At 69.1% G+C, this 22,277-nt stretch carries 20 protein-coding genes; 14 read left to right on the top strand and 6 right to left on the bottom strand.

Going from position 1 to position 22,277, the window contains the following annotated elements:
* Positions 1–36: 36 nt before the first annotated feature.
* Positions 37–2,220 carry an RNA degradosome polyphosphate kinase gene (locus RCP80_RS16275; RefSeq protein ID WP_373693359.1) on the bottom strand — a complete coding sequence of 728 codons (2,184 nt, stop codon included), beginning with the start codon at positions 2,218–2,220 and terminating at the stop codon, positions 37–39.
* Positions 2,221–2,235: 15 nt separating this feature from the next.
* Complete coding sequence (gene cofC, locus RCP80_RS16270; RefSeq protein ID WP_308478655.1) at positions 2,236–2,934, bottom strand: 2-phospho-L-lactate guanylyltransferase; 699 nt, start codon at positions 2,932–2,934, stop codon at positions 2,236–2,238.
* A 72-nt stretch (positions 2,935–3,006) separates the two neighbouring features.
* Between cofC and RCP80_RS16265 the strand changes: the two genes are divergently transcribed.
* From RCP80_RS16265 to RCP80_RS16255, 3 genes are read left to right on the top strand one after another with little or no spacing between them, the layout of a single operon-like run.
* On the top strand, positions 3,007–4,017 hold the full coding sequence (locus tag RCP80_RS16265) for an NAD(P)H-dependent glycerol-3-phosphate dehydrogenase (RefSeq protein ID WP_308478654.1): 1,011 nt from the start codon (positions 3,007–3,009) through the stop codon (positions 4,015–4,017).
* A 5-nt stretch (positions 4,018–4,022) separates the two neighbouring features.
* Positions 4,023–5,147, top strand: a complete 1,125-nt coding sequence (locus tag RCP80_RS16260; RefSeq protein ID WP_308478653.1) for a cystathionine gamma-lyase — start codon at positions 4,023–4,025, stop codon at positions 5,145–5,147.
* Between the two features lie 57 nt (positions 5,148–5,204).
* Positions 5,205–6,302, top strand: a complete 1,098-nt coding sequence (locus RCP80_RS16255; RefSeq protein ID WP_308482881.1) for a D-alanine--D-alanine ligase family protein — start codon at positions 5,205–5,207, stop codon at positions 6,300–6,302.
* A 117-nt stretch (positions 6,303–6,419) separates the two neighbouring features.
* Here RCP80_RS16255 and RCP80_RS16250 read toward each other — a convergent pair whose 3' ends face one another.
* Entirely contained in the window at positions 6,420–6,971 is a 552-nt protein-coding gene (locus RCP80_RS16250; RefSeq protein WP_308478652.1) for a DUF3515 domain-containing protein, read from the bottom strand.
* 122 nt (positions 6,972–7,093) lie between these two features.
* On the opposite strand from RCP80_RS16250, the gene RCP80_RS16245 reads away from it, so the two are divergent.
* Both RCP80_RS16245 and RCP80_RS16240 read left to right on the top strand, forming a co-directional pair.
* A complete protein-coding gene (locus tag RCP80_RS16245; RefSeq protein ID WP_308478651.1) occupies positions 7,094–8,056 on the top strand; it encodes a thiamine-phosphate kinase in 963 nt (320 codons plus the stop codon).
* An 11-nt stretch (positions 8,057–8,067) separates the two neighbouring features.
* On the top strand, positions 8,068–8,748 hold the full coding sequence (locus tag RCP80_RS16240) for a uracil-DNA glycosylase (RefSeq protein ID WP_308478650.1): 681 nt from the start codon (positions 8,068–8,070) through the stop codon (positions 8,746–8,748).
* A 3-nt stretch (positions 8,749–8,751) separates the two neighbouring features.
* Here the strand turns inward: RCP80_RS16240 and RCP80_RS16235 are convergent, their stop codons facing one another.
* Both RCP80_RS16235 and rpmB read right to left on the bottom strand, forming a co-directional pair.
* Entirely contained in the window at positions 8,752–9,114 is a 363-nt protein-coding gene (locus RCP80_RS16235; RefSeq protein ID WP_308478649.1) for a hypothetical protein, read from the bottom strand.
* Between the two features lie 133 nt (positions 9,115–9,247).
* Positions 9,248–9,442: a 50S ribosomal protein L28 gene (gene rpmB, locus RCP80_RS16230; protein WP_308478648.1), complete on the bottom strand. Its 195-nt coding sequence runs from the start codon at positions 9,440–9,442 to the stop codon at positions 9,248–9,250.
* A 192-nt stretch (positions 9,443–9,634) separates the two neighbouring features.
* On the opposite strand from rpmB, the gene RCP80_RS16225 reads away from it, so the two are divergent.
* From RCP80_RS16225 to RCP80_RS16215, 3 genes are read left to right on the top strand one after another with little or no spacing between them, the layout of a single operon-like run.
* Entirely contained in the window at positions 9,635–11,254 is a 1,620-nt protein-coding gene (locus RCP80_RS16225) for a fatty acid kinase ATP-binding subunit FakA (RefSeq protein WP_308478647.1), read from the top strand.
* Between the two features lie 2 nt (positions 11,255–11,256).
* Positions 11,257–13,491, top strand: coding sequence for an ATP-dependent DNA helicase RecG (recG, locus tag RCP80_RS16220; protein WP_308478646.1), 2,235 nt, complete (start codon positions 11,257–11,259; stop codon positions 13,489–13,491).
* Positions 13,488–14,198 (top strand): HNH endonuclease family protein, encoded by a 711-nt coding sequence (locus RCP80_RS16215; protein WP_308478645.1) that lies wholly within the window; start codon positions 13,488–13,490, stop codon positions 14,196–14,198. The genes recG and RCP80_RS16215 overlap by 4 nt, the downstream gene beginning before the upstream one ends.
* Before the next feature lie 29 nt (positions 14,199–14,227).
* On the opposite strand, the gene RCP80_RS16210 is transcribed toward RCP80_RS16215, so the two are convergent.
* A complete protein-coding gene (locus RCP80_RS16210; protein WP_308478644.1) occupies positions 14,228–15,079 on the bottom strand; it encodes an aldo/keto reductase in 852 nt (283 codons plus the stop codon).
* A gap of 173 nt (positions 15,080–15,252) precedes the next feature.
* On the opposite strand from RCP80_RS16210, the gene RCP80_RS16205 reads away from it, so the two are divergent.
* From RCP80_RS16205 to coaD, 6 genes are all read left to right on the top strand, one after another.
* Positions 15,253–16,317, top strand: a complete 1,065-nt coding sequence (locus RCP80_RS16205; protein ID WP_308482880.1) for an alpha/beta hydrolase — start codon at positions 15,253–15,255, stop codon at positions 16,315–16,317.
* 75 nt (positions 16,318–16,392) lie between these two features.
* Positions 16,393–17,175: a DsbA family protein gene (locus tag RCP80_RS16200; RefSeq protein WP_308478643.1), complete on the top strand. Its 783-nt coding sequence runs from the start codon at positions 16,393–16,395 to the stop codon at positions 17,173–17,175.
* Positions 17,172–17,810, top strand: a complete 639-nt coding sequence (locus RCP80_RS16195) for a vitamin K epoxide reductase family protein (protein ID WP_308478642.1) — start codon at positions 17,172–17,174, stop codon at positions 17,808–17,810. Before RCP80_RS16200 ends, RCP80_RS16195 begins: the two co-directional genes overlap by 4 nt.
* 28 nt (positions 17,811–17,838) lie before the next feature.
* Positions 17,839–21,231 (top strand): pyruvate carboxylase, encoded by a 3,393-nt coding sequence (locus RCP80_RS16190; protein WP_308478641.1) that lies wholly within the window; start codon positions 17,839–17,841, stop codon positions 21,229–21,231.
* Positions 21,228–21,788 (top strand): 16S rRNA (guanine(966)-N(2))-methyltransferase RsmD, encoded by a 561-nt coding sequence (rsmD, locus tag RCP80_RS16185; RefSeq protein WP_308482879.1) that lies wholly within the window; start codon positions 21,228–21,230, stop codon positions 21,786–21,788. Before RCP80_RS16190 ends, rsmD begins: the two co-directional genes overlap by 4 nt.
* Complete coding sequence (gene coaD, locus RCP80_RS16180) at positions 21,785–22,261, top strand: pantetheine-phosphate adenylyltransferase (protein ID WP_308478640.1); 477 nt, start codon at positions 21,785–21,787, stop codon at positions 22,259–22,261. Before rsmD ends, coaD begins: the two co-directional genes overlap by 4 nt.
* Positions 22,262–22,277: the final 16 nt, after the last annotated feature.

Raw genomic sequence — 22,277 nt, 5'->3', positions numbered from 1 at the left:
CAATTCGACGGTCAACGGCCACCGGTGCGGGCACGGTCAGGGCTGACGATGCTTCTCCATCAAGGACACCTGGTGATCGCGCACGGTCTGGCCCGTCACCGGCGATGCGTTCCAACGACCGTCGGGACCGAGTTCCCAGCAGCGGGTCGCCGGATGCAGCGCCGACTCGAACACCTCGTCGAGTTGCGCGGTCAGGCGTGGATCCTTGACCTGGGCCATGACCTCGACGCGGCGATCGAGATTGCGATGCATCATGTCGGCGCTGCCGAGCCAGAATTCGTTGATGGCCTTGAAATGCAGAATCCGGGAGTGTTCCAGGAACCGGCCAAGGATCGAGCGCACCGCGATGTTCTCGGACAGACCTTCCACCCCGGCCTTGAGCGCGCAGATGCCGCGGACCACGACCTCGACCCGCACCCCGGCCTGGGACGCCCGGTACAGCGCGTCGATGACCTGCTCGTCGACCAGAGCGTTGGCCTTCAACCGGATTCGCCCCTCCACCCCGTCGCGGGCGGCCTCGACCTCGCGCTCGATGCGCTCGATGATCCCCTTGCGCACGCTGTGCGGGGCCACCAACAGGTTGCGGTAGCTGACCTTGCGGGAGTACCCGGTCAGCGAGTTGAACAGGTCGGTGAGGTCGGCGCCGATGTCCGGCGCCGCGGTCAGCAGACCCACATCCTCATAAAGCCGAGCAGTTTTCGGATTGTAATTGCCGGTGCCGATATGGCAGTAGCGCCGAATCGTGGACCCCTCGCGCCGCACCACCAGGCAGGTCTTGCAATGGGTCTTGAGGCCGATCAGGCCGTAAACCACGTGGACACCGGCCTGTTCCAGGGCGCGCGCCCATTTGATGTTGGCCTGCTCGTCGAAGCGAGCCTTGATCTCGACGAGCGCCACCACCTGCTTGCCGGCCTCCGCGGCGTCGATGAGCGCGTCGATGATGGGGGAGTCGCCCGAGGTGCGGTACAGGGTCTGCTTGATGGCCAGCACATTCGGATCCGCCGCGGCCTGCTCGATGAACCGTTGCACCGTCGTCGAGAACGAGTCGTAGGGATGGTGCACCAACACGTCGCCGTCGCGCAGGGTCGCGAAAATGCTTTTGGGTGTCTCGCGTTCGCCGAACGCCGCCGGCGTCGCCGGCACGAACGTCGAATCCTTCAGGCGCGGTCGGTCGACGCGGTAGATCTGCCACAGCGACGAGAGGTCCAGCAGTCCCGGCACCTGAATGACGTCGCCGGGATGCACGTCGAGTTCGCGCAGCAACAACTCGAGCATGTTCTCGGTCATGTCGTCGGCGACCTCGAGACGCACCGGCGAACCGAATCTGCGGCGAGCCAACTCCCGCTCCAGCGCCTTGAGCAGATCCTCGTCGCGATCCTCTTCGACCTCGAAATCGGCGTTGCGGGTGATTCGGAACGCGTGATGCTCGACGATTTCCAGGCCCGGGAACAGCACCGGCAGAAACGCTGCGATCAATTCCTCGGTGGGTAGGAACCGCACGTCGTGATTCCCGTCGCCGCGCTCCTCGCCCTTGAGTTCGACGAAGCGGTCGACGTTGTCCGGCACCTTGATGCGGGCGAAGTGCGTGGTGCCATCCTCCGGTTGCCGCACCGTGATCGCCAGGTTCAGGCTCAGGCCGCTCACGAACGGGAAGGGATGCGCGGGATCGACCGCCAACGGGGTCAGCACCGGGAAGACCTGTTCATGAAAATAGGTCGACAGCCGATCCCGCTCACCCTCGTCGAGGTCGGCCCAACCCACTACCCGGATGCCCTCCTCGGCCAGCGCGGGGCGTACCGCGTCGAGGAATACCTGGGCGTGCCGATTGGCGATCTGCTGGGTGCGTTCGCCGATCCGGCGCAACTGCTCGCGTGGCGACAGGCCGTCGGCGGAGCGCACCGACAGACCCATTTCGTCGCGGCGTTTCAAACCGGCCACCCGGACCATGTAGAACTCATCGAGATTCGAGGCGAAGATGGCCAGGAATTTCAGCCGCTCCAACAGCGGCAACGACGGGTCGGCGGCCAACGCCAATACCCGGGCGTTGAAGTCCAACCAGCTCAGTTCACGGTTGAGGTAGCGATCCTCGGGGAGTTCGTTCTCCGCGGCGGCGCTGGTGGCCGCAGGCGGGGAATCCGGTGCCGCGATCCGCGTCCGCCAATCCTGGCCGTCGGTTGCTGAAGCGGGCGCTGCAGCCTGTGTGGCGTCGGTGTCGGTCACACCACCGATCATCCCCTATGGCGTAGATCGATGCTCGGGGATCGGGGCGCCGGGCTCGATGGCCCGGCGTGTCAGGGCGCCCATCCCGAGTCGGCGCGCCGCGATCAGGTCCTCCGGGGTGTCGATATCGCAGCGCAGGCCGGGCCAGGCACCGGTGAGTTCGACGGCGCCCGAATGCCGATGGCGGGCCGCTGAATCCGTGCCGAACTGCGGGTTGACGGGTACGCCGAGAGCGAACAGCGCCGAGGTGCCCGAACCGTGCCGATCGGCGACGAAACTGCGGCGGTGGGTCCGGGCCGCGGCCAACGCCTCGACCAGCTCCTGGGGTTGCAAAGCGGGCAGATCTCCTTGCAACACAACAATGTTGGAGGTTTCAGCGCTGACATCGGTCTCGGCCAGCGCGATGGCGTTGTTGAGCGGGTCGGGGTGTCCGGCGGGGGTGGGGTCGACCAGCACCCGGGCACCGAGTTCGGTCGCGGCCGCCGCGGCGTCGGGATCGGGCGTGACGACGGTGATCGAGGCGACCTCGGCCAGCTGGGCCGCCGCGACGATGGTGTCGATGAGCATGGCCAGCACCACCACCTCGCGGGTGCCCGCGGAGAACACCGGCGCCAATCGGGTCTTGGCGGCGCTGAGCCGTTTGACTGCGATGACCAGCGCGACCGCGTCGACATCGGGGCGCTCTCGCGCCCTGCGCTGCTGCGTGCCGCTCATGTGGATCATCCTGCCAGCGCCGCTCGCTAGGCTGACGGGCACATGGGTTGCCAACGCGTCGACGAGGGAGATATGGCCAGCACGGTGAGTACCGCGGCGGTGATGGGCGCCGGTGCATGGGGAACGGCGTTGGCCAAGGTGCTGGCCGAGGCGGGCAGCGATGTCCGACTGTGGGCCCGGCGCGCGGCGGTGGCCGACGAGGTCAATGCGCAGGCCACCAACCGCGAATACCTCGGCGACACGGTGTTGCCGTCCGGGATCCGGGCCACCACCGACGCGGCGGAGGCGCTGGCCGGCGTCAGCACGGTACTGCTGGCGGTGCCGTCGCAGCAGTTGCGCGCCAACCTCGAGCAGTGGAAACCCCTCCTCGAACCCGACGCCACCCTCGTGAGCCTGGCCAAGGGCATCGAACTCGGCACGCTGATGCGGGTGAGTCAGGTGATCGCGCAGGTAACCGGTGTCGACCAGGCGCAGATCGCGGTGCTTTCCGGTCCGAACCTGGCCCGCGAGATCGCCGAACAGCAGCCCGCTGCCACCGTCATCGCCTGCACCGACTCCGGGCGGGCGGTGGCACTGCAACGCGCGCTGAGCACCGGCTACTTCCGGCCCTACACCAACTCCGATGTCGTCGGCACCGAGATCGGCGGGGCGTGCAAGAACGTCATCGCGCTGGCGTGCGGGATGGCCGCCGGGGTGGGCCTGGGGGAGAACACCGCCGCCGCGATCATCACCCGCGGCCTCGCCGAGATCATGCGGCTGGGCATCGCCCTCGGCGCCAAGGGCGCGACCCTGGCCGGGCTGGCCGGCGTCGGCGATCTGGTGGCCACCTGCTCCTCGACGCATTCGCGCAACCGGGCATTCGGCGAGCGCCTCGGTCGCGGTGAATCCCTGCAGGCGGCGCAGCAGGCCACCAGCGGACACGTCGCCGAGGGCGTCACCTCGTGCGAATCGGTGCTCGCACTCGCCTCGAGCTACGACGTGGAGATGCCGCTCACCGATGCGGTGCACCGGGTGTGCCACCGCGGTCTGTCCGTCGACGAGGCGGTCGCACTGTTGCTCGGACGAAGCACCAAGCCGGAGTAGCGGCGATGACCGACAGCTATGGCGCGACTGGACCGTCCACCCGTTCGGTGAAAGCGGCGAGCGCGCAAGCGGTTCCCGGTCAGCCCGTCGCGCCCGTCGCGACCCCCGCGGCGGCCTATCACCTCTCCGGCGACGAGGAGGCCGATCTCGACACCTACGGCCGCGGCTCCAATCCCACCTGGCGGCAGCTGGAATCGGCGCTGGCACAGCTCGAGGGCGCCACCTCGGCGCTGGTCTTCGGATCCGGGATGGCCGCCATCACCTCGGTGCTGCGGGTGCTCGCCAAGCCGGGTTCGGTGCTGGTGGTGCCCGCCGACGGGTACTACCAGGTGCGGGCCTATGCCCGGGAATACCTTGCGCGCGAACGCGTTACAGTCATCGCCGCCCCGAGCGCCGACATGCTCGCGGCCGCTGAGCGCGCCGATGTGGTGCTGGCCGAGACGCCCGCCAACCCCAGCCTGGATGTGGTGGACCTACATCGGTTGGGTTTGCTCTGCCGCGCGAAGAACGCCCGGTTGATCGTGGACAACACCGCCGCGACGCCGCTGGGTCAGCAGCCGCTGTCGCTCGGTGCGGACCTGGTGGTCGCCAGCGCGACGAAAGCCCTTTCCGGGCACAGCGATCTGCTCGCCGGTTACGTCGCGGGTTCGCATCCGGAACTGATGGCGGCGATTACGCGCGAACGGCTGCTGTCCGGCCCGATCCTCGGCGTCTTCGAGGCGTGGCTGGTGCTGCGCAGCCTCGGCAGCGCGGGCCTGCGCTACGAGCGCCAATGTGACACCGCCGGGGCGCTGGCGGCGATGTTGGACACCCACCCGGCCGTGGCCCGGGTGCGGTATCCGGGCCTGCCGAACGATCCGTCGTATCCGGTGGCGGTGGGACAGATGCGCCGGTTCGGCGGTTTGGTCAGCGCCGAACTCGCCGACGCGGCGGCCGTCCACGAACTGGTGCGGCGCAGCGACCTGCTGGTGTCCTCGACGAGTTTCGGCGGCATCCATACCTCGGTGGACCGCCGGGCGCGCTGGGGCGACGACGTCGGCGCGGGATTCATCCGGATCTCGGCCGGGATCGAGGACACCGACGACGTGGTGGCCGATATTGAAAGGGCGCTGACCGCCGCGGTGACGTAGCCTCTCTAAGCTGTGACTGTGCCTGACCGCTTTCCTGAGCCGCCTGCCCGCTCCGGCTTGGTGCGCGTTGCGGTCGTCTTCGGCGGCCGCAGCAGCGAACACGCCATCTCCTGCGTTTCAGCCGGAAGCATTTTGCGCAACCTCGACCCCGAGCGGTTCGAGGTGGTGCCGGTGGGCATCACCCGCGAGGGCGCCTGGGTGCTGTCCACGGCCACCCCCGCCAGCCTGACGATCGCCGATGGCCGGTTACCGGAGGTTGCCGACGCGCTGGGCCAGGAACTGGCGTTGACCGCCGGGCCGCACCGCCGGGGCGAACTGATGTCGCTGGAGACGGCGGCCGCCGGTGAGATTCTGGCCGCGGTCGATGTGGTGTTCCCGGTGCTGCACGGCCCGTTCGGTGAGGACGGCACGATCCAGGGCCTGTTGGAACTCGCGGGTGTGCCCTACGTGGGTGCCGGGGTGCTGGCCAGCGCCGCCGGGATGGACAAGGAGTTCACCAAGAAACTGCTCGTCGCCGACGGGTTGCCGGTGGGCGATCACGTCGTGCTGCGGGCCGGTACACCGACCCTGACCCCCGAACAGCAGGAGCGCCTCGGGCTGCCGGTCTTCGTCAAGCCGGCACGCGCGGGTTCCTCGATGGGGGTGAACCGGGTGACCTCGTGGGCGGATCTGCCGGCGGCGGTCGCCGATGCCCGTCGGCACGACCCCAAGGTCATCGTCGAAGCCGCGATCGTCGGCCGCGAACTGGAATGCGGCGTCCTCGAGTTGCCGGACGGCCGGATCGAGGCCAGCACCGTCGGCGAGATCCGGGTGGCCGGCGTTCGCGGGCGCGAGGACGGCTTCTACGACTTCGCCACCAAATACCTCGACGACGCCGCCGAACTCGATGTCCCCGCCAAGATCGACGACGCCGTCGCCGACGAGATCCGTCAGCTCGCGATCCGGGCCTTCGCCGCGATCGATTGCCAGGGATTGGCCCGGGTCGATTTCTTCCTCACCGAGCACGGCCCCGTCGTCAACGAGATCAACACCATGCCGGGCTTTACCACGATCTCGATGTACCCGCAGATGTGGGCGGCCAGCGGCGTGGACTATCCGACGCTGTTGACCGCGATGGTGGAAACGGCGTTGGCGCGCGGGACCGGGCTGCGCTAGCTGCATTGACCTGGGGCGCCGAGATGGCCGCCATGGCGTTCAGATTGCACCCAGGGCGGAAATTCGACCGACTTCCCGCCGCGCTGCCAATCTCAAAGCCCAGGTGTGAATCTCGGGTCAGCGCGCGGGCGCGGGATCGATGGGACGGGTCGGCAGCGCGGCGCCGATCGCCGCGGAGAGTTCCTGAATGGGCGTCGGCCCCGAATCCTCGGGCAGGGTGAGCGCGACGTACACCGGACGGTCGACCGCGAACCACGTGATCCGGTCGCCCTCGCTGACCCGGAACCAGTTGACCTCATCGACCATTTGCAGCGGCACCCCCTGCATGAAGTCCGCGGGCCGGTCGAGCCCGCAGCGCAGAATCACCGGCTCCGGGGCGGCGTCGGCACGCCACGCCGCCACCCCGGCGGGCGCCGGATCGGCGGTCGGGGCGCGTTCGTAGTCGCCCAGCGTCTCGGGCAGGGCGGCCAGCAATCGTTCGCACTCGGCGCTGCCGGCCTGGGGCGCGGGCACCGCCGCGACGGGCACCGGCGCCAGATCCCGGTTCGCGGCGATCAGCAGCACCGCGACGACGGCGGCGACGGCCACGGCCACCGCGCCGATGAAGACCCATCGGGGTGGACCGTCCTGCGGGGGCGCCCCCTCGGGACGATCGGGCAGATCGACCACGCTGTTTCACCGTCCTTGTCTCATACACTGACGTGTCCGTGCCTAAGGCCGCACCGGCCGGCTACGTCAGAACGTACCGCAGCCGGTGAGCGCCCCGGCTCCGCGAATTGCGATGAGGTGGGATGACTGACGACGACCGCACGCTGCGCGAGGTGGGCGAGTTTCCGGTGATCGACCGCCTGGTCGCGGGGCGCCGGCAACCGGATTCGGTGCTGATCGGACCCGGCGATGACGCCGCGGTGATCGCGGTCCCCGACGCGCGGATGGTGATCTCGACCGACATGCTCGTGCAGGACCGCCACTTTCGACTGGACTGGTCGGCGCCGCACGATGTCGGCCGCAAGGCCATCGCCCAGAACGCTGCCGACATCGAGGCGATGGGTGCGCGCAGCGTCGGGTTCGTCGTCGGCATCGGCGCTCCGGGGGATACCCCCGCGCGACTGGTCCAACAACTTTCCGACGGCCTGTGGGACGAGGCCCAGCGGTGCGGTGGGGCCGGCATCGTCGGTGGCGACCTGGTCTCGAGCCCGGTGTGGGTGGTGTCGGTGACGGCGTTCGGTGAACTCGGCGGCCGCACCGCGGTGACCCGTGCCGGCGCCCGGCCGGGCGACACCGTCGCGGTGGCGGGACAGCTGGGCCGATCGGCGGCCGGATACGCGCTGCTCGCGGCCGGGGCGCCGGGTTTCGACGACCTGTGCGGCCGGCACCTCGTCCCACAACCGCCCTACGGTCAGGGGCGGGCGGCGGCCGCGGGCGGCGCCCGCGCGATGACCGACGTGTCCGACGGTCTGCTCGCCGACCTCGGGCATCTCGCGACGGCGTCGGGGGTGCGGATCGAGGTTGCGGCCCAGGGGCTGCAGCCCGACCTCGAGGCGCTGGCGGCAGCGGCGGACCGGCTCGGCATCGACGCGGCAGCCTGGGTGCTCGGCGGCGGTGAGGATCACGCGCTGGTGGCCTGCTTCCCCGGCGAGCTCCCACCGGGGTGGCGATCGATCGGCGCCGTATCCGCGGCCGCCGACGGCCCCGACGTGCTCGTCGACGGTCGGCGGTGGACCGGTTCGGCGGGCTGGGAGTCGTTCAATTAGGTTGGTTGCTCGTGACTGCCCGCCCGTTGAACGAACTCATCGATCAGGGATGGGCGCAGGCGCTCGCGCCGGTGGCCGGTCAGGTCGCCGAGCTCGGTGAGTTCCTGCGCGCCGAACTGGCCGACGGCCGCAGCTATCTGCCGTCGGGGGAAAATGTGTTGCGCGCCTTCACCTTTCCCTTTGACGCGGTGCGAGTGCTGATCGTCGGCCAGGATCCCTACCCGACGCCGGGTCACGCGGTGGGATTGAGTTTTTCGGTGGCGCCGGAGGTGCGGCCGCTGCCGCGCAGCCTGGAGAACATCTTCTCTGAATACGGCAAGGACCTCGATCTGCCGAAACCGTCCAATGGCGATCTCACGCCGTGGTCGGCGCGGGGTGTGATGCTGCTGAACCGAGTTCTCACGGTCCGCCCGGGTAATCCGGCCTCGCACCGCGGCAAGGGCTGGGAGGCGGTCACCGAATGCGCCATTCGCGCCCTGGTGGCCCGCCCGGCCCCGATGGTCGCGATCCTGTGGGGGCGCGACGCCGGGACGCTGAAGCCGATGCTGGGGAGCGGGTGCGGGGTGATCGAATCCCCGCACCCGTCCCCCTTGTCGGCAAGCCGAGGCTTCTTCGGCTCGCGTCCGTTCAGTCGCGCCAACGAGCTACTGATCAAGCAGGGAGCCGAGCCGATCGACTGGCGCCTGCCCTGACGGCTACGGCGCGGGGATCGGCGGCGGCGACGGGATCGGGGGCGGTGACGGGATAGCCGGGGGCGCCGGGATTGCCGGCGGCGACGGGATGTTGATGTCGATATCGCCGTCACCGTCATCGGCCGGGGGAGCGTACTCGCCCGGCGGCACCTGCTCGCCCGGCGGCACCTGTTCCGCGGGCGGCACCATCTCGGTCGTGGTTTCCGTCTCGGTCTCGATGACGACTTCCGACGTGGTGGTTTCCGTGGTGTCGGTCGTGGTGGTGGAGTCGTCCGAGTCGGAGTTGTCACCGCAGGCGGTCAACAGCAATCCGGCTGCGGCAAACGATGCGACTACGGCCTTGGTTTGTGATCGCGAAAGGGTCATGAACCGTGCGATACCCGATGCACGGCTGCCTAAACCCACTTGGATCGCGGGAACTCGCGAATCGCCGACGACGGTAGGTAGCGCGCCGCCTGCCGACGGCACGAAAAAGCAGGAAAGAAGGTGCCCGGGCTGATCAGCCGCGGAGCACCTTGCCCGCCTTGATGCAGGAGGTGCAGGCGTTGACGCGCCGCTTGTTGGCTCCGGGGCGCTCGGCCACGTGCACCACCTGGATGTTCGGATTCCAGCGCCTACTGGTCCGGCGATGTGAATGCGACACGATTTTGCCGAAGCCGGGGGCCTTCCCGCAGATATCGCACACGGCAGCCATGGGGCACACTCCTCTTCATCAAGCTTCAGTATGTACTGGGGGCCAACGACCGCCTGGCGGGTGGCACCGACAACCTGACCAGGATACCGGCGCCCGCTCAGATCGCCAAAACGCGCGCCGACAGCGGGTACAAAACTGTCGGCGGTCGCGACTAGGCTAGCGCCCGCACCGGGCGGCAGGAAAGGGGCATCGATGTCGGAGCGTCGGCTCGATGGTGCGGCCCTGCGGGACTGGGCGCACACCTGTGTCGGCGACCTGATCGCCCACAGCGACGAGATCAACACCCTGAACGTGTTTCCGGTGGCCGATGCGGACACCGGCACCAACATGCTGTTCACCATGCGTTCGGCCGCGGCCCGGGCCGACGCGATCGAGGAACGCGGCCTCGGCGCGGTGGCCGGTGCCCTCGCCGCCGGGGCGCTGCGTGGCGCCCGCGGCAACTCCGGGGTGATCCTGTCGCAGATCCTGCGGGCCGTCGCCGACGTCACCGGGGCAGCGGCCGCGGACGCGGTCGATGCCGCCCTGTTCGCGGCGATGCTGCGCCATGCCGTCGACCAGGTCGTCGCGGCGATGGGCGGCGTTCCGGTCGCCGGCACCATCGTCAGCGTCTTGGAAGCCGCCGCCGAAGCGGCCGAGGACAGCGCCCAGATCGGGGCCGGGCTGCCGGATGCCGTCGCGATCGCCACCGACGCGGCCGCCGTCGCCCTGGACCGGACACCGGAACAGTTGGCCGTGCTGGCCGAGGCCGGGGTGGTGGATTCCGGCGGCCGCGGTCTGCTGGTGTTGCTCGACGCGCTGTGCGCGACGGTCAGCGGCGTGAGTCCGACGCGCCCGGTGTTCGTGCCGAACAAGCCGGCCGCCACCCGGGCGACCGAATTGCAGTCCGCGCCGGCCTACGAAGTGATGTATGTGCTGGCGCACTGCGACCCGGCCCGGGTGGACGAGTTGCGGGTGCGGCTGGAAGCGCTGGGGGACTCCGTCGTCATCGCCGCCGCTCCCGACGCGGGCTACTCGGTGCACGTCCATGCCGACGACGCCGGCGCGGCCGTCGAGGCCGCACTGGATATCGCGGTGCCCAGCCGAATCCAGATCTCCGCTCTGAACCCGGGTTCGTCGGGGGTGGCGCCGAGCAGTTGGGCGCGCGAACGCGCGGTGCTGGCGGTCGTCGACGGTGACGGCGCCGCGCGATTGTTCGCCGACGAGGGCGCCGCGGTGCTGCGGTCGGCGCCCTCCGGGCAGCAACCGGCGATCAGTGCCCGGCAGCTGCTGCGCGCCGTGATCGACACCGGCGCCGCATCCGTGTTGGTGTTGCCCAACGGCTACGTGGCCGCCGAAGAGTTGGTGGCCGGTTGCACGGCGGCGATCGGCTGGGGCGTCGACGTCGTTCCGGTACCGACGCGGTCGATGGTGCAGGGTCTGGCGGCGCTGGCGGTGCATGACCCGGGCCGCCACGGGGTCGACGACGGTTACACCATGGCCGCGGCCGCCGGCGCGACCCGATTCGGGTCGGTGCGCGTCGCCGATCAGGAGGCGTTGACCTGGGCGGGGCCCTGCCGGGTGGGCGACGGCCTGGGGATCTTCGGTGACGAGGTGCTGGTGGTGCGCCATGACGTGGTGGCGGCCGGGCGCGGGTTGATCGATCTCCTGCTCGCGGTAGGTGGCGAGTTGGTGACCGTCCTGGTCGGTGCCGGCGTGGAGGAACACGTGGCGGTGTTGCTCACCGAGCATGTGCAGCGGCATCACCTCGGTTCCGAGGTGGTCACCTATCCCACCGGACATCTCGGCGACGCCCTGATCATCGGAGTCGAATAGCGATGGTGGCACTCGGGGATCCATTGGACTTCATCGTCGGCAAGAAGGCGGCCGAGGCGCTGGAGTCGACCTTCGAGATCCGCACAGTCGACGACCTGTTGCGGCATTATCCGCGCAAGTACAGCCGCGGATCGACGGTGCTCGGCGAGGCCGACGAGCCGCCCGAGGAGGGCGAGCACATCACCTTGGTCGACACCATCACCACGACCGACCTGCGCAAGATGAGTCGCGCACCCCAGCGCGAGTACCTCGTGGTCACGCTGGGCAATCGGCGGCCCAAGGTCACGGCCACGTTCTTCAATCCCAAGTACCTCAAGCGGACTCTGGTGGAGGGCACCAAGGTGATGCTCTCCGGGGAGGTGGGCTACTTCCGGGGGACCATGCAGCTGACCCATCCGGGGTTTCTGATCCTCGATTCGCCGATCGGCCGCGCCGGGGGCGGGACCAAGTCGCTGGTCAAGATCGCTGAAACAGCGGATTCTGCAGGCGATTTCGATCTGTCGGTGTTCGAACGGGACTTCTTTCCGATCTATCCCGCCAGCTCCAAGCTGCAAAGCTGGGACATCTACGCCTGTGTGCGTCAGGTGCTGGCGGTCCTGGACCCGGTGTCCGATCCGCTGCCGGAATCGATTCGGCAGCAATTGGATCTGATGTCCGAGGACGAGGCGCTGCGCGCGGTTCACCTGGCCGAGAAGCCGGCGGTGCGCGAGCGTGCCCTCGAGCGGCTGCGCTACGACGAGGCGGTCGGGCTGCAATGGGCGCTGGCGCAGCGCCGGTTCGGCGAGTTGGCCGAGACCGGGCCCGCGGCGCCGGTGCGCGACGACGGGCTGCGCTCGGCGCTGCTGGCGCGCCTGCCGTTCGAGCTCACCGGCGGTCAAAGTGAGGTGCTGGAGGTCATCTCGGGCGAGTTGACCGCCACGCGGCCGATGAACCGTATGTTGCAGGGTGAGGTCGGTTCCGGGAAAACCGTGGTGGCGCTGCTCGCCATGTTGCAGCTGATCGACGCCGGCTACCAGTGCGCCATGCTGGCCCCGACGGAGGTCCTGGCCGAACAGCATGCGCGGTCCATCCGCGACGTGCTCGGGCCGTTGGCGATGGCCGGTCAGCTGGGGGCCGAGGCGGAGGCGACCGGCCTCGCGCTGCTGACCGGATCGATGTCGGCGGCCGCCAAACGCGATGCGCGCGCGCAGATCGCCTCGGGACAGGCCGGTGTCGTGATCGGCACCCACGCGCTGCTGCAAGAGGCGGTGGAGTTTCACCGGCTCGGTCTGGTTGTCGTCGACGAACAGCACCGATTCGGGGTCGAGCAGCGAGATCAATTGCGGTCCAAGGCCACTGACGGAATTACCCCGCACCTGCTGGTGATGACCGCGACGCCGATCCCGCGCACCGTCGCGCTCACCGTCTACGGCGATCTGGAGACCTCCACGCTGCGGGAGCTACCGCGCGGCCGGCAGCCGATCGCGACCAATGTGATTTTCGCCAAGCAGAAACCCGCCTGGTTGGACCGGGCGTGGCAGCGCGTCGTCGAAGAGGTCGAGGCCGGTCGGCAGGCGTATGTGGTGGCACCGCGCATCGACGAGGAGGACAAGACCGCCAAACCCCCGGCCGCGCCCACCGGGGAGACCAACCGCTCCGCCACCGCCGTCGTCGACCTGTACGAGAAGCTGCGCAGCGGCGCGCTGGCGGGGCTGCGGCTGGGGTTGATGCACGGCCGGTTGCCGGCCGACGAGAAGGACGCCGTGATGGCGGGTTTCCGCGCGGGCGACATCGACGTGTTGGTGTGCACCACGGTGATCGAGGTGGGGGTCGACGTGCCCAATGCCACGGCCATGGTGGTGATCGACGCCGACTGGTTCGGGATCAGCCAGCTGCATCAGTTGCGCGGCCGGATCGGTCGCGGATCGCATCCGAGTCTGTGCCTACTGGTCACCGATTTGCCCGAGCAGTCCAAGGCCGGGACGCGGCTCAAGGCCGTCGCCTCGACGCTGGACGGGTTCGTCCTGGCCGACCTCGACCTGGCCGAGCGGCGCGAAGGAGATGTACTGGGCCGCAACCAGTCCGGCCGGTCCTTCGGCCTGCGGCTGCTGTCGCTGATCGAGCATCGGGACATCATCGACGCCGCGCGCACATTCTGCACGGAGTTCTACGAAACCGATCCCGACAACCGCGGCATGGCGCTACTGGCGGCCCCGTTCAGCGATACCGACCGCGTCGAGTATCTGGACAAGTCGTGAAGCGGACAACCCTGCTGTGGCTCGCGGCCCTGGCAGTTTTGTCGATTGTGGTGGCGGGCCAGGTGCTGGTCACCACCGGCGACCGCGACGTCATCGCGCAGGCCACCGGTGGCCCGCCGACCGTGGTGCCGGGTGCCGACGTGTTGGCCGGGATTGCGGTGATACCGCTGCGGGTTCGTGGCTATGACTACCGGCGGGCCGCCTTCGGAGATGCCTGGGACGACAACAACGATGCGCCGGGCGGGCGCAACGGCTGCGACACCCGCAACGACATCCTCAACCGCGACCTGATCGACAAGACCTATGTCGCGATCAAACGCTGCCCGGATGCCGTGGCCACCGGCACGCTGCACGATCCCTACACCAACGCGGTGGTGTCCTTTGTCCGCGGCAACCAGACCGGCGCCGCGGTGCAGATCGACCATCTGGTGCCGCTGGCGCTGGCCTGGGATCTGGGCGCCCGGCACTGGACCGACCCCATGCGCAAGCGCTTCGCCAACGATCCGGCCAATCTGCTGGCGGTCCAGGGACAGGCCAACCAGAACAAGGGGGACGCCGAACCCGGCGTCTGGATGCCGCCGAACATCGCGTTCCACTGCCAGTACGCGATGCAGTTCATCGAGGTGCTGCGCGGCTATGCGCTGCCGGTGGACGCCCCCTCGGCGGTCGTGCTGCGGCACGCGGCCGGTAGCTGCCCGGCGGGCTGAAACCCGTTGCGGTGGGCGAGAACCGCCGGTTAGATCCCGGAGTAGGTCTCCGGGTCCGGACGGAACCGGGTGGAGCTGTCGAGCGAGCTCAGCTTGGCCATGTCGTCGGCGCTGAGTTCGAAGTCGAAGACGTCGAGGTTCTGCGCGATCCGCTCGGGCGACGAGGACCGCGGGATGACGACGTGGCCCAGCTGCAGGTTCCACCGCAGCAGCACCTGTGCCGCGGACTTGTCGTACCCGGCGGCCACCGCGGTCACGGCGGGATTGTCCAGCAGGTTGCCGACCCCCAGCGGTGAGTACGCCTCGGTGACGATGCCGTGCTCGGAGTGCACGGACCGCAACTCGGCCTGATTGAGCAGGGGATGGAGCTCGATCTGGTTCACCACGGGCACCACATAGGTGAGGTCGATCAGATCGGAGAGGTTCTCCGGGGTGAAGTTGGCCACGCCGATCGACTTGGTCAGCCCGTCCTCGCGGGACCGCAGCATGCCGCCCCAGCTGTCGACGAACTTGCCCCGGGCGGGGTCGGGCCAATGCACCAGGTAGAGGTCCACGTACTCGAGGCCGAGCCGGTCCAGGCTGGCCTTGAGCGCGTCCTGCGAGGACTGGAAGCCCTGCTCGGCGTTGGCGAGTTTGGTGGTGACGAAGATCTCGGCGCGGTCGATGCCCGATTCGCGGATCGCCTTGCCGACCGCGGCCTCGTTCTCGTAGGTCGCGGCGGTGTCGATCAGGCGGTAGCCGAGCTCCAGGGCGCTGGCCACCGCGGCCTCGGTCTGCTCGGGGCCCAGCTCGCCGACGCCCAGGCCCAACGCGGGCATGGTGTTCTCGTCATTGAGTCCGATTACCGGAACAGTCGCCCCCGACTGGCCTTTCGACGTCATCGCACCTGCCCTTGAAAGTCATATTGTCGGTAGTCGGTCACACGGTCGGCCGATCTGGGTTGTTGATCTTACTCAGCGAACAGCAGTGGACTCGACCGGAGTCCACTACGGTTCTGGCTGTGACCGACGCGCTGCCACCCGTACCGAAGCGCAAACGCAGGCCGCCGCTGGCGATGCTGCGCATCGGCGCCAAGCTCACCCCCAAGGTGCTGCCCCGGATCCCCGCCCCCGTGCAGCGGGCGCTGGGCGGCGGCGGCGCGGTGGTGATCGACGGCAACACCCTGGACCCCACCCTGCAGTTGCTGGTCGCGGCGCTGCGTCTGAACGGCGTGACGGGCCTGGTGCTCGACGAGCAGGATGTCGCCGCCAGCCGGCAGGCCTTCCGCGATCTGTGCGTGGCCCTCGGTGGACCGCCGGCGCCGGTGGCGGTGGAGTCGGTGTCGATTCCGCGCCCCGGGGCCGGGGTGATCGGAGCCCGCCATTACCGACCGCACGATGCGGCGGCGGGGTCGACGGCGCTGCTGGTGTTCTACCACGGTGGCGGCTACGTGCTCGGCGACCTGGACTCCTACGACTCGTTGTGCCGACAGATCTGCCACGACGCGCACGTCCAGGTGTTGTCGGTGGATTACCGGTTGGCGCCCGAACACCGGGCGCCGGCTGCCGTCGAGGACTGCTTCACCGCCTACCGGTGGGCCGCTGCGCACGCCGCGGAACTCGGGGCCGATCCGCTGCGCATCGCGGTGGGCGGCGACAGTGCCGGCGGGGCGCTGGCCGCGGCGGTGGCCCAGGCGGCCCGCGATGCCGGCACCGATTCGGTGCCGCTGCCGGTGCTGCAGCTGTTGATCTACCCGTGGACCGACATCGCCGCGCCCAGCCGATCGCGGGCGCTGTTCGCCAGCGGCTTCGTGTTGACCCAGCGGGACCTGGACTGGTGCGGGGCGGCCTATCTGGCGGGCTCGGGAGTCGACGTGACCGACCCCCGGGTTTCGCCGCTGCAGGCCGCTGACCTTGCGGGACTGCCGCCGGCGCTGGTGCTGACCGCCGGATTCGATCCGCTGCGCGACGAGGGGAACCGCTACGCCGAGGCGCTGGCGGCCGCCGGGGTGCCGGTCGATCTGCGGGCGATGGGTTCGCTGCTGCACGGCTTCGCCAATTTCAACGAGTTGGGTGGTGCGGTGAGCCGCGCCATCGCCGAGATGGTCTCCGCGCTCGCGGCCCACCTCCGGCGTCCCTGAAGCGCTGCCAGCGGCCGCCGGTACGCTGGAGCGCGCTATTTAGGCAGACCTGCAAGCGCAAGGATCATCACACCCGTGGCCAAGTCATCGAAACGCACCGCCAAGTACGACCTGAAGGCGGCCGACCGCAAGCGGAACCTGGCCGTACAGATCGGTCTGACCGCGATCGTGGTCCTCTTCGCGGTGGGGCTGGTGTTCTACATCGTCAGCAACGGCGACAAGCGCCAGACCGGCGAGGCCCAGGCCGTCCGGGTGGAGTCGACCTCTGTCATCAAGGCCGACGACAGCGATCAGCCCAAGGTCGTCATCTCGGTCTACGAGGACTTCCTGTGCCCGCACTGCGCGGAGTTCGAGGCCGCCTTCGGATCCACCATCAACAAGCTGATCAACAGCGGCGCCGTGGCGGTCGACTACTACATGCTGGGGATCATGGACTCGCCGGTGAACCAGGACGGCTCCTCGCGGGCCGCCAACGCGGGCTACTGCGTGGCCGAGGCCGACACCACCCCCACCAAGGAGGCGTTCCGGCGCTTCCACACCGCGTTGTTCATGCAGCAGCAGCCGACCGGAACCCCGAACAGCGCGCTGATCGAGACGGCCCGCCAGGCCGGTGTGGTCGACGGCGTCGCCGAATGCGTCAACGGTGGAAAGTTCGTCGACATGGTCGGCGGCCTGGCCGCGGCGACCAACGTCACCGCGACCCCGTCGGTCCGGATCAACGGCGAGGACTACCAGCAGAGCACCCCGGCGGCCCTGATCGCCGCGGTCACCGACATCGTCGGTGAGGTCCCCGGCCTCGACACCGCGGCCCCGGCGCCTCAGCCCGCTCCGGCCCCGGCGCCCGCCCCGGCCCCATGAGCGTCGAGTCCACCGCGCCGGACGTCGACCGCGCCACGGACGAACGGGAGCCGGCGCAGACCGGCGTCGCGGTGGGCCGACCGAGTGCGGTGTGGATCCTGCTCGCCGGTCTCGTCGGGCTGCTGGCCTCCTTCACCTTGATGGTGGAGAAGGTCGAACTGCTGATCGACCCGGCCTATGTGCCGTCGTGCAACATGAACCCGGTGCTGTCCTGCGGGTCGGTGATGAACACCCCGCAGGCCGGGGCATTCGGATTCCCGAATCCGCTGATCGGGGTCATTGCGTTCACCGTGGTGATCGTCACCGGCGTGCTGGTAGTTGCCAAAGTTCGCTTGCCGCAATGGTATTGGGTGGGCCTGGCCATCGGTACCGCACTCGGTGCGGCCTTCGTGCACTACCTGATCTTTCAGAGCCTGTACCGCATCGGCGCGTTGTGCCCGTACTGCATGGTGGTCTGGGCGGTCACCATTCCGCTGCTGGCCGTCGTCGCGTCCGTCGCGCTGCGCCCGCTGGCCGGCAACCCGGTGTTGCGGGTCATCTATCAGTGGCGATGGTCGATTGTCACGCTATGGTTCACAGCATTGTTTTTGATGAGCCTGGTCAGGTTCTGGGACTACTGGTCGACGCTGATCTAACCGACATCCCAAAGAGGCAGGGGCCGCAGTGATATCGAAGGTACTGGTGGCGAATCGGGGCGAGATCGCGATTCGCGCCTTCCGCGCGGCCTACGAGCTCGGGGTCGGGACCGTGGCGGTGTATCCGTACGAGGACCGCAATTCGGTGCACCGGCTCAAGGCCGACGAGTCCTATCAGATCGGCGAGTCCGGGCATCCGGTCCGGGCGTACCTCTCGGTCGACGAGATCGTGTCCACGGCGCGCGCTGCCGGCGCCGATGCGGTCTATCCGGGCTATGGCTTCCTGTCGGAGAACCCGGAGTTGGCCGCGGCCTGCGCTGCCGCCGGCATCACGTTCGTCGGACCGTCGGCCGAAACCCTGCAACTGACCGGCAACAAGTCACGCGCGATCGCCGCCGCGCGCGAGGCCGGCCTGCCGGCGCTGGCCTCCTCGGAGCCGTCGTCGTCGCCGGAGGCGTTGCTGGCGGCGGCGAAGTCGATGCAGTTCCCGTTGTTCGTCAAGGCCGTCGCCGGTGGTGGTGGCCGGGGTATGCGCCGGGTCGCCGATCCGGCTGATCTGGCCGATGCGATCGACGCCGCCTCCCGGGAAGCCGAATCCGCGTTCGGGGATCCGACGGTCTTTCTCGAGCAGGCGGTGATCAACCCGCGCCACATCGAGGTGCAGATCCTGGCCGACAACTACGGCAACGTGATCCATCTGTTCGAGCGGGACTGCAGTGTGCAGCGGCGGCATCAGAAGGTCATCGAGTTGGCGCCGGCGCCGAATCTCGATCCCGCGCTGCGCGACCAGATCTGCGCCGACGCCGTGGCATTCGCGCGCCAGATCGGCTACACCTGTGCGGGCACGGTGGAATTCCTGCTCGACGAGCGCGGTCAGCATGTGTTCATCGAGATGAACCCGCGGATTCAGGTGGAACACACCGTGACCGAGGAGATCACCGATGTGGATCTGGTCTCGGCGCAGCTGCGGATCGCCTCCGGCGAGTCGCTGAGCGATCTGGGGCTGAGTCAGGACGCGATAGTCACGCACGGGGCCGCCCTGCAGTGCCGCATCACGACCGAGGATCCGGCCAACGGATTCCGTCCCGACACCGGGCGGGTGACGGCGTACCGGTCACCGGGCGGCGCCGGGATCCGGTTGGACGGCGGCACCAACCTCGGTGCCGACGTGAGTGCGCACTTCGACTCCATGCTGGTGAAGCTGACCTGCCGCGGCCGGGACTTCGCGACCGCGGTGCGCCGGGCCCGGCGTGCGGTGGCCGAGTTCCGGATTCGCGGGGTGTCCACCAATATCCCGTTCCTGCAAGCGGTTCTGGATGATCCCGACTTCTTGGCCGGACGCGTGACGACCTCATTCATCGACGAGCGTCCGCAGCTGCTGACGGCCCGCTCCTCGGCCGATCGCGGCACGAAGATCCTCAACTATCTGGCCGATGTGACGGTGAATCAACCGCACGGCGAACGCCCGTCCAAGGTGTACGCGCAGGACAAGCTGCCGGACCTGGACCTGTCCGTGCCGCCGCCGCCGGGTTCCAAGCAGCGGTTGGTGGAGTTGGGGCCGACGGGCTTCGCGCGCTGGATGCGCGATTCGCCGTCGTTGCTGGTTACCGAGACGACGTTCCGCGATGCCCATCAGTCGTTGCTGGCCACCAGGATTCGCTCCACCGGCCTGCTGACGGTGGCGCCGTACGTCGCGCGGATGACCCCGGAGTTGTTGTCGATGGAGTGCTGGGGCGGGGCGACCTACGACGTGGCGCTGCGCTTCCTGAAAGAGGACCCGTGGGAGCGGCTGGCGGCGTTGCGGGAGGCGATGCCGAACATCTGTCTGCAGATGCTGTTGCGGGGCCGAAACACGGTGGGCTACACGCCGTATCCGACCACCGTGACCACGGCGTTCGTGCAGGAGGCCACGGCCACCGGGGTGGATATCTTCCGGATTTTCGATGCGCTGAACAACGTGGAGTCCATGCGCCCGGCGATCGAGGCGGTCCGCGCGACCGGTACCGCGGTCGCCGAGGTCGCGATGTCCTACACCGGCGATCTCAGTGACCCCGGTGAGCGGCTGTACACGTTGGACTACTACCTGCGCCTGGCCGAGCAGATCGTGGCGGCCGGCGCGCACGTGCTGGCGATCAAGGACATGGCGGGCCTGCTGCGGGTGCCGGCGGCCCAAACCCTGGTTGCCGCCCTGAAGTCCCGCTTCGACCTGCCGGTGCACCTGCACACCCATGACACCCCGGGCGGGCAGTTGGCGACGTATGTGGCGGCCTGGCATTCCGGCGCGGACGCCGTCGACGGTGCGGCCGCGCCGTTGGCGGGCACGACGAGTCAGCCGGCGTTGAGTTCGATCGTGGCCGCCGCTGCCCACACCGACTTCGACACCGGTCTGTCGCTGGATGCGGTCTGCGATCTGGAGCCGTACTGGGAGGCGCTGCGAAAGATGTACGCGCCGTTCGATGTTGCGGCGTCCGGCCCTCCCTTCCCGACCGGGCGGGTGTACCGCCACGAGATCCCCGGCGGGCAGCTGTCCAATCTGCGCCAGCAGGCGATCGCGTTGGGACTCGGGGACCGGTTCGAGGACATCGAGGCCAACTACGAGGCCGCCGACCGCGTGCTGGGCCGATTGGTGAAGGTGACCCCGTCGAGCAAGGTGGTGGGGGATCTGGCTCTGGCGCTGGTCGGCGCCGGGATCGGGGCCGATGAGTTCGCGGCCGATCCGGGCCGCTACGACATTCCGGATTCGGTGATCGGCTTCTTGCGGGGCGAGCTCGGGGAACCCGCCGGCGGCTGGCCGGAACCGTTGCGCACCAAGGCTCTTGAGGGGCGTGGTGCGGCCAAGCCGGTGCCGGAACTGTCGCCCGAGGACGAGCAGGTGCTGGCCGCGCCGGGCCCGAAACGCCAGGCCACGTTGAACCGGTTGCTGTTTCCCGGGCCCACCAAGGAGTTCGAGGCCCACCGCGACGAGTACGGCGACACCAGCCAGCTCAGCGCGAATCAGTTCTTCTACGGGCTGCGTCGCGGTGAGGAACACCGGGTCAAGCTGGAAAAGGGAGTCGAGCTGCTGATCGGGCTGGAGGCCATCTCCGAGGCCGACGAGCGCGGCATGCGCACCGTGATGTGCATCCTCAACGGCCAGTTGCGGCCGGTGCTGATCCGTGATCGCAGCATCGCCTCGGCGGTGCCGGCCGCGGAGAAGGCCGACCGCACCAACGCCGACCACGTGGCCGCCCCCTTTGCCGGGGTCGTCACGATCAGCGTGGTCGAGGGCGATACCGTCGAGGCCGGCGCGACCGTCGCCACCATCGAGGCCATGAAGATGGAGGCCGCGATCACCGCTCCCAAGGCGGGCACCGTGGCGCGGGTTGCGGTGTCGGACACCGCCCAGGTCGAGGGCGGGGATCTGCTGGTGGTGGTCAGCTGACCCGGATCGTGGCGGGCGCGGCGGGCGGCCGGCGGATCGCGGTGCCGTCCCGCGGAACCCGCCCCACCACCGATCGGGTGCGCGAGTCGCTGTTCAACGTGCTGGCCGCCCGCCTGGACTTCGACGGCCTCGCGGTGCTCGACCTGTACGCGGGATCCGGCGCGTTGGGTCTGGAGGCGCTCTCGCGCGGCGCGTCGCGCGCGGTGTTCGTGGAAAGCGACGCGCGCGCCGCGGCGGTGATCACCGCCAACATCGCGACGCTGCAGCTGAGCGGGGCCACGGTGCGCCGCGGCACGGTGGCCGCGGTGATCGCCGCCGGTGCGACGGCGCCGGTGGACCTGATCTTCGCCGATCCGCCCTATGACGTGGCCGACGGCGCCGTCGAGGCGGTGCTGGCCGGTCTCACCGAGCACGGCTGGGTCGCCGAGGGCACTCTGGCGGTGGTGGAGCGGGGCCGCGGCGGCGCACTGAGTTGGCCGGCCGGCTGGGATCTGCTGCGGGAGCGCAAATACGGCGACACCCGGCTGGAGCTGGCCTGCTACGGTCGTCACCCATGAGTGGCGCCGTCTGCCCCGGATCGTTCGACCCCATCACGCTGGGCCACCTCGATGTCTTCGAGCGCGCCGCGGTGCAGTTCGACGAGGTCGTCATCGCGGTCCTGGTCAACCCGAACAAAAAGGGCATGTTCACCCTCGAGGAGCGGATCGCGCTGATCGAGGAGTCCTGCCGGCACCTGCCCAACGTGCGGGTCGAGTCCGGCCGCGGCCTGGTGGTCGACTTCGCCAAGCAGCGCGGGCTCACCGCGATCGTGAAGGGCCTGCGGACGGGCACGGACTTCGAATACGAACTGCAGATGGCGCAGATGAATCGGCATATCGCCGGCATCGACACCTTCTTCGTGGCCACCGCCCCGCAGTATTCGTTCGTCTCGTCGTCGTTGGCCAAGGAGGTCGCGGGCCTCGGCGGTGATGTGTCGGCGCTGCTGCCGGAGTCCGTGCACCGCCGTGTGCAGGAGAAACTGCGGAGCTAAACGCGACACACCGACG

The organism is Mycolicibacterium sp. MU0053 (assembly GCF_963378095.1).
Classification (GTDB): domain Bacteria; phylum Actinomycetota; class Actinomycetes; order Mycobacteriales; family Mycobacteriaceae; genus Mycobacterium; species Mycobacterium burgundiense.
The sequence above is the reverse complement of the archived record's forward strand: the minus strand, read 5'-3'. Positions and strand labels throughout refer to the sequence as shown.

Excerpts from the sequence above, each read along its gene's own strand:
- cofC (WP_308478655.1), bottom strand. The coding sequence starts at position 2,934 with ATGAGCGGCACGCAGCAGCGCAGGGCGCGAGAGCGCCCCGATGTCGAC.
- RCP80_RS16265 (WP_308478654.1), top strand. The coding sequence starts at position 3,007 with ATGGCCAGCACGGTGAGTACCGCGGCGGTGATGGGCGCCGGTGCATGG.
- RCP80_RS16260 (WP_308478653.1), top strand. The coding sequence starts at position 4,023 with ATGACCGACAGCTATGGCGCGACTGGACCGTCCACCCGTTCGGTGAAA.
- RCP80_RS16245 (WP_308478651.1), top strand. The coding sequence starts at position 7,094 with ATGACTGACGACGACCGCACGCTGCGCGAGGTGGGCGAGTTTCCGGTG.
- RCP80_RS16235 (WP_308478649.1), bottom strand. The coding sequence starts at position 9,114 with ATGACCCTTTCGCGATCACAAACCAAGGCCGTAGTCGCATCGTTTGCC.
- rpmB (WP_308478648.1), bottom strand. The coding sequence starts at position 9,442 with ATGGCTGCCGTGTGCGATATCTGCGGGAAGGCCCCCGGCTTCGGCAAA.
- RCP80_RS16225 (WP_308478647.1), top strand. The coding sequence starts at position 9,635 with ATGTCGGAGCGTCGGCTCGATGGTGCGGCCCTGCGGGACTGGGCGCAC.
- recG (WP_308478646.1), top strand. The coding sequence starts at position 11,257 with ATGGTGGCACTCGGGGATCCATTGGACTTCATCGTCGGCAAGAAGGCG.
- RCP80_RS16210 (WP_308478644.1), bottom strand. The coding sequence starts at position 15,079 with ATGACGTCGAAAGGCCAGTCGGGGGCGACTGTTCCGGTAATCGGACTC.
- RCP80_RS16205 (WP_308482880.1), top strand. The coding sequence starts at position 15,253 with ATGCTGCGCATCGGCGCCAAGCTCACCCCCAAGGTGCTGCCCCGGATC.
- RCP80_RS16195 (WP_308478642.1), top strand. The coding sequence starts at position 17,172 with ATGAGCGTCGAGTCCACCGCGCCGGACGTCGACCGCGCCACGGACGAA.
- coaD (WP_308478640.1), top strand. The coding sequence starts at position 21,785 with ATGAGTGGCGCCGTCTGCCCCGGATCGTTCGACCCCATCACGCTGGGC.